Source organism: Desulfamplus magnetovallimortis (assembly GCF_900170035.1).
Lineage (GTDB): Bacteria > Desulfobacterota > Desulfobacteria > Desulfobacterales > Desulfobacteraceae > Desulfamplus > Desulfamplus magnetovallimortis.
The window spans coordinates 19,350-27,446 of sequence record NZ_LT828557.1 but is presented as its reverse complement, the minus strand read 5'-3'; the positions used below and the strand labels follow the sequence as shown (position 1 = coordinate 27,446).

The 8,097-nt window shown below is 41.2% G+C and carries 6 protein-coding genes and 1 pseudogene; 1 reads left to right on the top strand and 6 read right to left on the bottom strand.

From position 1 onward, the window contains the following. Positions 1-770, top strand: a 770-nt coding sequence (locus tag MTBBW1_RS22140) for a hypothetical protein (protein ID WP_222424144.1), incomplete at its 5' end; no start/stop codon positions are given. A 108-nt stretch (positions 771-878) separates the two neighbouring features. Here the strand turns inward: MTBBW1_RS22140 and MTBBW1_RS22135 are convergent. From MTBBW1_RS22135 to MTBBW1_RS22115, 6 genes and pseudogenes are all read right to left on the bottom strand, one after another. Continuing rightward, positions 879-2,555 (bottom strand): PfaD family polyunsaturated fatty acid/polyketide biosynthesis protein, encoded by a 1,677-nt coding sequence (locus MTBBW1_RS22135; protein ID WP_080807345.1) that lies wholly within the window; start codon positions 2,553-2,555, stop codon positions 879-881. Between the two features lie 371 nt (positions 2,556-2,926). Further along, positions 2,927-4,234, bottom strand: coding sequence for a YihY/virulence factor BrkB family protein (locus MTBBW1_RS22130; RefSeq protein WP_080807341.1), 1,308 nt, complete (start codon positions 4,232-4,234; stop codon positions 2,927-2,929). A gap of 9 nt (positions 4,235-4,243) precedes the next feature. Beyond that, complete coding sequence (xerD, locus tag MTBBW1_RS22125; protein ID WP_245809518.1) at positions 4,244-5,164, bottom strand: site-specific tyrosine recombinase XerD; 921 nt, start codon at positions 5,162-5,164, stop codon at positions 4,244-4,246. Positions 5,165-5,587: 423 nt separating this feature from the next. After that, complete coding sequence (locus MTBBW1_RS22120; RefSeq protein ID WP_080807337.1) at positions 5,588-7,321, bottom strand: helix-hairpin-helix domain-containing protein; 1,734 nt, start codon at positions 7,319-7,321, stop codon at positions 5,588-5,590. Then, positions 7,322-7,390: pseudogene (locus MTBBW1_RS30450) on the bottom strand (hypothetical protein); the annotation flags it as partial. Further along, entirely contained in the window at positions 7,368-8,087 is a 720-nt protein-coding gene (locus MTBBW1_RS22115) for a Tex-like N-terminal domain-containing protein (RefSeq protein WP_080807334.1), read from the bottom strand. The gene MTBBW1_RS22115 and the pseudogene MTBBW1_RS30450, both read right to left, overlap by 23 nt. Between the last annotated feature and the right edge of the window lie 10 nt (positions 8,088-8,097).

The window sequence follows — 8,097 nt, the reverse complement described above, 5'->3', positions numbered from 1 at the left end:
AAAAGGATTTAAAAATGGCACTGGTTCTGATTTTAGCATTGAAGTATATTATTCCAATTTTCATTCTTATTGCTGTGATAGTGTGTCACTTTGTCTGGCACTGGAATTACGAAAAATGTAAGATGTTTCTAACCCAACTGGCAATGATCTGCCTGATTCCAGGAGTTGTCGTGCCTTGTCTGATTGTACCCACGGTTAATGAAACGATTCAAAGGGATATCAAAAAAGATAATTTCATTGGAAAATTGCGGGAAGCATACACCAATGTGCAACTGGTGCAAAGTGAGGTGGATGCCATTTTGAACATGAACGTAGATGATCCGGCCGCTTTATTGAAAGGCGGTGCCATCATGGGCAATGCACTGGATTTTAATACCCTTATCCGTCATATGGATCTATCCGACCTCAATGAGCTTTACTCCCTGATCAATGATCCGCTCTTCATGGAAGAGGCACAAAAATATCAATTATGGGATAAGGTCTCTCCTTTGGCCACCCGTCTCATTCTTTTTAAAGTGGCAGACATGCAGTATATCAAATCACCGGAAACCCCGCCTGAAACCAAACGCCTTTTATTACAATACAACCTCTCTTTGATGAAATCCGTAACCGCCCTGCTCAATAGCTATCTGCTTTTGAAAACCGGAGATATATCAGAGGAAGAGTTTCATCAAAAAGTGGAGACCATAAATGAAAATATAAAAGCCAGTCCCCTTTCTTCAAAAAAGGGGGAAGAGATATTTTCAACCCTGAAAAAACTAAAATTTTAACTCCTGAATATCATCAATCATGTAGAAAAATTGGCATCCTTCATTTGTAGGGTTACACTTTTCTAATGACAAAATAACCCAACGGTAAATTAATTATTTAACGGTAAATTAATTATTTGGAATACAATAGTAATAAAGTCTCTCCAAATCCACAGGTGCAAATCTTCCCGCACCTGCCGGAAGATCAACCCCCTGATTTCTCAGCCATCCTGCCCTGGTGCAGATTGATGCACCAAAAAGAAGATTTAGTGCCACATCAGCCACTTTCCTGTTCTGGGTTTTTTCAAGAAAAGAACCCTTTACCCACTTGTTAAAAGCTCCCATGGAGGGACCGCACCAAATCTGGTAATCCATGCGCCTTGAAGGATCCCCTGCAATGGACCATCTTGAAGAGAGTCCAAGATATGATCTGAATACCAGAGCCATTTTATGGCGTGGATCCGACTCTGCCCGTTGTAGTTCCTTTATATTCCGTACTTTGAAGAACGCTTCGGTTTCCTTCCATTTTTGTTCAAATGTTGCCTGAAGAAATTTTTCTTCAATCTCTTTTCTGATCTTCTCCGGTACAGATTCAAAGTTATCGTAATTTTTATAGATATGATAAAGCTTGTCTGCCCTGACTGAAAACATGGTTCCCCGTTTTAAAACCTGTACCTTGGCTCCTATTTCAAACATGTCAGCAGCAGGTGCCATTGCCACATCTGCCTGCTCTGCCTGGGCAAGAAGCTCCCTTACTGTGTCAGAAGTACCGGATTCAATACATGATTGATTAATGGAGCCTGTCAATACATAAGCTGCCCCCATATTAAATGCTGCTGCTGTGGATTCAGGTGTTGAAATGCCGCCTGCAAGACCTACACATAAAGGTTCCTGGTAGTTGAATTTTTCATTAAATTCATCACCCAGGGATAGCATGGTGGGCAGAAGGGCAATTGCAGGCCGGTTGTCTGTGTGGCCTCCGGAATCTGCCTCTGCCGTAAGATCCTGGGCCATGGGTATGGATTGTGAAAGCTTTGCTTCCTCCTGTGATATTAGGCCCATCTGAAAAAGCTCTGATACCATTTTTTCAGGTGGTGGTGAGAAAAATTGTCTTGCCACCTCAACTCTTGAGACTTTTGCAATCATCCTGTTTGGAGTTATTATCCTGCCTTCCATATCCATGTGAATACCCTTGAGTCTGTAATATACAAGGGGTAGAGTTATGCGCATGAAAGCTGCGGCACTTATACAATGCACATTATGTTTAATGTATAAGTTTACAACTGCCATTTCAAGTTCTGGATCTCCATGGGAATGGATAAGATTGATGCCCCAGGGCAGGGAAGGGGTAAGGGATTCGAGATTCTTTTTAAGATGGATCACAGCATTTTCAACTTCAGAAAGAGAAAGCCCCCCTGAGCCGAAAAAACCCATCATTCCATTTTTGGCCATGGCCTCAACCATTTGTGTGGATGTTATGCCGTTGGCCATTGCACCTGCGATGTAAGGATATTTTATATTATGGCGCATCTTGAAGGATCTTGCTCCAAGATGTTCAAGGGGCAGAGAAGGTGCAAATGCAACGATACCGTAAGAGTCCTTGTTCCCTGACATTGATGATGATTTTCCAATATGGGCTTCTCCTCCGGTTACAACAGCCATCTGGCCACAATGATCTATAATGTAAACTGGTTGGCTCAGGGTCATTAATGCCTTGTTAAGCCCATTTGAAAAAGGCAGAGGATTGCTCTTTGTGCCGTGTTCGGGATTCCAGAATCCCTGAAGGTTTTGTGTAAGCTGGGTCATATTAAATTAAAGTCTCTTTATTAGTTCTACTTTGTTATTTTCTTAAATTGTCTGAATCAGGATAGTCAGGATTCACAGGATAAAAGGTAATTATGCAAATCTTGTTAATCCTGAACATCCTGGGCATCCTGATTCAGACACCAAAAATAGGAAGCTAAGATAAGCTAACAAAGTAGAATTAGTCAAAGTGGATATTTGTAATCTTGTGAGTCTCTTCATTATTGTGTCTGAATAGTTTAAACTTGAATAAGAAGTAGTGCATTGTCAAAGCTAAAAATTAGGGTTCGCTTAATTGTAGAGACAAGGCATGCTCTGTCTCTACGTTGCAGATAACCCTAAAATTAAGTATTGACGGTGCAGTAGTGATTTTTCTAAATATCTTTCAGAAGGCGCATTCCTGTGGATATTTTTCCTGCTGCCATCATGCTCTCCACTGCTTCAAAAATTGCCTCAAATTCCAGTGTCCCGGGAACCGGAATATCAGTTAATCCATTTTCTTCCATGGCAACAATTACAGAGGATATGGTGAGTTTGTTGATATCCCTTGCCGGCTGCCATCCTGTACCTGATGGAGTGTGAACCTCCGATAGTATCTGGGATGCTTTGAGTTTGTCAATTAGGGTGTTTACAAGGGAGCCTGAAATATTAAGGGATGTTGCAATCTCGTCTTCACTAAGTGGTGCTTTTTCTTCTGCAAATTGTCTTATGCACGTCATTACAATTGCAAGGGATATTACTTTTTGCATCTTGAAGCTGATGCCGCTGTAGTCGGCTTCCTTTTTTCCGTGAAGTTCTGTGTGCTCCCATGCGTAGGCAAAATGCGCTCCAAGGAGAACTAAGATCCAGCTTGTCTGAAGCCATGTAAGAAAAAGGGGCAGGGCAGCAAAGCTTCCGTAAATGGCATTATAGTGGGAAACACCTACCTGAAAGTTTATATAGATCATCTGTCCTGTCTGGTATATGGCTCCTGTAATTATGCCGCCTGCAAGAGAAGCTCTTACATTCATCTGCCTGTAGGGAATGAAAAGATAAAGAAAAACAAACAAGCTTGACATTGTTACAAAGGGAATTAGCTTTAAAAAAAATGGTACGGTTGTCTCTAATATATGAAAATGATCCTTTTCTGACATCATCATTAGAAGTCGGGTTTTTATATAAAGGGTTATGCTGCTTGCAAATATGAAAAGAATAGGGGCTGTGAAAAAAAGAGCAATGTAGTCGCTCAATTTTCTTAAAAATGGTCGTCCTTTTTTAATGCGCCAGACCTGGTTGAATGCCTGTTCCATATGGTTAAACATCTTGATGACAGTCCATATCAGAATAAGGATACCAAGTGTTGCCATTATGCCGCCTCTGGTTTCTGAAAGAAGCTTGTCTGAAAAATCAATTATCTTAATTGCAACAGCCTCCTGTCCGGCAAGGCTGTTCATAAGCTCTTTTTCCAGCAATTTTTCAAAGCCGAAACCCTTGGCAATTCCAAATGCCAGAGCCATGACAGGCACAATGGACAAAAGGGAGAAAAAGGTCAATGCTGAAGCCCGCAAAGCGGTATTGTGTTCCCTGAAACCTTTGATAGCCATAATAAGACAGGCACTAAGTTTGATCCAAAGGAGTCTTCCTGCCTGAAAAATTTTCACAAGAATCTCTGCAATAGTATGATTTAAGTACTCAAAATCCATTCTGTTTTATTACCCCCTTGGATGAAATTTTTTGTGCATATCAAGAAGATATTCACGGGAGATATGGGTGTATATCTGGGTGGTTGAGATATCAGAATGACCGAGCATGGTTTGAACAGATCTTAGATCAGCGCCACCTTCTATGAGGTGTGTGGCAAATGAGTGGCGGAACGTATGTGGTGTTATATTGCGGTGTATATCGGCTTTCAGGCAATATTTTTTCACAATTTTCCAGAATCCCTGGCGTGTCATTGGTTTGCCTGCTCTTGCCACAAAAAGATACTTGCTTGAAATGTTTTTTAGCATACAGGGTCGCCCTGTATTTATCCACTCCATTGTACAAGTTCGTGCATGGGAACCCACAGGTACGATTCTTTCCCTTGAACCTTTCCCGAAAACCCTTACAAATCCTGCATCAAAGTTTATATCCTGTACTTTCATGCTAACAAGTTCCGATACCCTCAATCCAGCGGCATAGAGGATCTCAAGCATTGCAGCGTTTCTGAGTTCAGCAGGTTTTGAAGTGTCAGGAATGCTCAACAGTTTTTCAATCTCCTCTATTGTCATGACAGATGGAATGTGAAAACCGGTTTTAGGGATATCCACATGTTTAATGGGATCTGAAGTTACAATGTTTTCCTGTATTAGAAATTTGAAAAGCCCTCTGACTGCAATGAGATTTCTTGCCCTTGATCTGGCAGAAAGCCCTTCTTTTTTAAGATAAACAAGCCATGCAAGTATTGCGGTTGTATTGATTTCACTTATCTGTTCAATATAATTTTTTGCCATAAAACCAAAAAAAACTGCAAGATCATGAGTATATGATTCAATGGTATTTGCAGCAAGTCCTTTTTCAAGAACCATATGATTGGTGTAGAGCTCGGCAATTTTGTCAATATGGAGATCTGATGGTTTTTCTGATAGCTTCATATGTAAAATAATATCTTATGGGGGCAGCAAGCCTGATTTAACAAAAATAGAGTTTTAAAGTGGCATTCTTCATATATCTTTACACTTCTTCAAAGTGCCTTTTTATAGAGATTTACTCAAAATCGACACCTATGATCTTGTAAGCCTTGCCAACACTGTCTGAATCAGGATTCCCAAGATTAACAGGATAAGGCAGGATTATCTATCCTGAGCATCCTATCCATCCTGGTTATCCTGGTTCAGACAACTGCAATAACTTCGGAAAAAGCAATAAAATGTCGATTTTGAGGATTTTATATGAAAGTCCCCGCAAATGGCTGTTTTTATAAAGACTTTCAACACTTCGATTGTGACGGTGAACCGCCATGTTGGTTATAAAGGGATATACGGTAAACTAAAAACTGCTCATTCCCTTAAGAACCCTTAGATCCCTTTCATGGAGAGGGATATTCTTTTTCGTTTAATATCAACATCCATGACTGTAACATTTACCTTCTGACGTACCTTTACTTCATCAGCGGGATTTTTAACAAAGTGGTCGGCCAACTGGCTTACATGAACAAGCCCGTCCTGGTGAACACCTATATCAACAAATGCACCAAATGCTGTTACGTTGGTAATTATGCCCGGCAGTTTCATTCCAGGTACAAGATCAGAGATTGTATGCACATCTTCTGCAAAGGAGAAGATAGTGAAACTCTCCCTTGGATCCCTTCCCGGGCGTAGAAGTTCTGCCTGAATATCTTGCAGTGTGGGAATGCCTGTTTTTTCTGTTACATAACGTTTCAGTTCAATTGATTTTACAAGATTGCTGTTTTTTGATGTATCCACAAGTGCTTTCACATCAATCCCAAGATCCAGAGCCATTTTTTTTACAATATCATATGATTCAGGATGTATGCCGCTTTTATCAAGAGGATTTTCACCATTGTGAATCCTTAAAAAACCGGCACACTGCTCAAATGCTTTAGGCCCAAGCCTTGGAACCTTTAATAGCATTTTTCTGGACTTAAACGGACCGTTTTCATTACGATACTGAACAATGTTCAAGGCGGTTGTTCTGTTAAGACCTGCCACCTGACAAAGAAGCTCCCGGCTTGCGGTATTCAACTCCACCCCCACTTTGTTTACACATGTTGTAACAGCATCATCAAGGGCCTGCTGAAGTTTTTTCTGATCCACATCATGCTGATACTGGCCGACTCCTATGGATTTAGGGTCAATCTTTACAAGTTCTGCAAGGGGATCCATAAGGCGTCTGCCAATTGATACAGCCCCTCTTACAGTTATATCGTGATCGGGAAACTCTTCCCTTGCACAACTTGATGCAGAGTAAATGGATGCTCCGCTTTCATCCACCATTATTACGGGAATATCGGAAGGAAGATCAATGCTTTTGACAAAATCCAAAGTCTCCCTTCCGGCGGTTCCGTTTCCAATGGCTATGGCTTCAATTTTGTACCTTTTGACAAGATCAATAATTTTATCAGATGTTTTGTTTCCACCTTTTTTACCGGCAGATTTGTTTACGGTATCTCTATTGGAGGAGTTGTCTCCTAAACCTTTATTTGCTGTTTTATCACCGTCTTTTTGTTGCTGGGGAAATTCATTTTTTGCCATGGGAAAAATAACATCATGGGCCAGAAGATCGCCCTGACGGTTGAGACAGACCACTTTGCAGCCTGTTCTGAAGCCGGGATCAATGGCAAGTACTGCCTTCTGTCCAAGGGGTGGTGACATTAAAAGTTCTTTTATGTTTCCTGTAAAAACCTTTATGGCAGCATCGTCTGCTATCTCTTTTACTGCCTTTATTGTCTCGTTTTCCATGGCAGGACCAAGAAGTCTTTTGTAGCTGTCCCTTATGGCAAGTTGGAGATGATGAACCCATGAAGTTTTGGAAAAAGGTTGCTTGGAGGATTCTGAAAAAGATTGTTTGGGGGATTGTGAAACAGTTTTTTGGGGAGACGCTGAAACAGTTTTTTGGGGAGACGCTGAAATAGTTTTTTGGGGAGACTCTGAAATAGTTTTTTTGGAGGATTCTGAAAAAGAGTGCTTTGGGGATTCTGAAAATAAAAGTTTGGCAATGCAGTTTATTGCGTTTTCTTCAGATGGGAGAAGATGGATGGTCAATATTCCCTCTTTTTCTCCCCGAAGCATGGCAAGAACCCTGTGGGAAGGTGCAGAAAAAGCGTGCTCAGACCACTCAAAGTAGTCCCTGTATTTTATTCCGTTCTCCTCCTCGTTTTTTTTTGACCACTGAGGAAATCAAAGCCTCTTTTTTAAAAAGATGACGGACGGCACTCCGTATTGCAGTATCTTCATTTATGATTTCCGCAACAATGTCACGGGCACCTGAAAGGGCATCTTCAACGCTTTTGACATTCAGGTTCTCTTTTTCAGAGTCAACTTTGTCAGATGTGATGAAACGGGCAGCCACCTTTTCGGGATTGCTTTCAAGATTTTGCCTTGCCGATGCAATGATCATTTCTGCAAGGGGCTCAAGACCCTTTTCCCTTGCAATCATTGCCCTTGTTCTTTTTTTGGGGCGATACTTCTGATAAATGTCCTCAAGTTCTGCTGTTGTGGCTGCTTCGACAACAGCTTTTTTCAGCTCATCTGTAAGAAGTTCACGCTCTTCAAGGGATTTGAGTATGGAGTTCTTACGGTCAGCAAGCTCTTTTAAACGGCTGATGGAATCTCTTATGAGTGTAATTGCAACTTCATCAAGGGAACCTGTCACCTCTTTGCGGTATCTTGCCATGAAAGGTATTGTTGCACCCTGATCAAGAAGATCTGAGACAGCCCTGATCTGTTTGAGGTTAAAGCCGGTGTCACGGCTTATAATGTCGAGCATGGCCGTATGGTTTTCAGATGATGATGTTTCTGTATTATTGAGGGTGGCTGATGGCTTGATTTCCGGCATGAGTTTACTC

Bases quoted from the DNA above. Each gene is read 5' to 3' on its own strand.
- MTBBW1_RS22135 (WP_080807345.1), bottom strand. From the start codon at position 2,555: ATGACCCAGCTTACACAAAACCTTCAGGGATTCTGGAATCCCGAACAC.
- MTBBW1_RS22130 (WP_080807341.1), bottom strand. From the start codon at position 4,234: ATGGATTTTGAGTACTTAAATCATACTATTGCAGAGATTCTTGTGAAA.
- xerD (WP_245809518.1), bottom strand. From the start codon at position 5,164: ATGAAGCTATCAGAAAAACCATCAGATCTCCATATTGACAAAATTGCC.
- MTBBW1_RS22120 (WP_080807337.1), bottom strand. From the start codon at position 7,321: ATGCTTCGGGGAGAAAAAGAGGGAATATTGACCATCCATCTTCTCCCA.
- MTBBW1_RS22115 (WP_080807334.1), bottom strand. From the start codon at position 8,087: ATGCCGGAAATCAAGCCATCAGCCACCCTCAATAATACAGAAACATCA.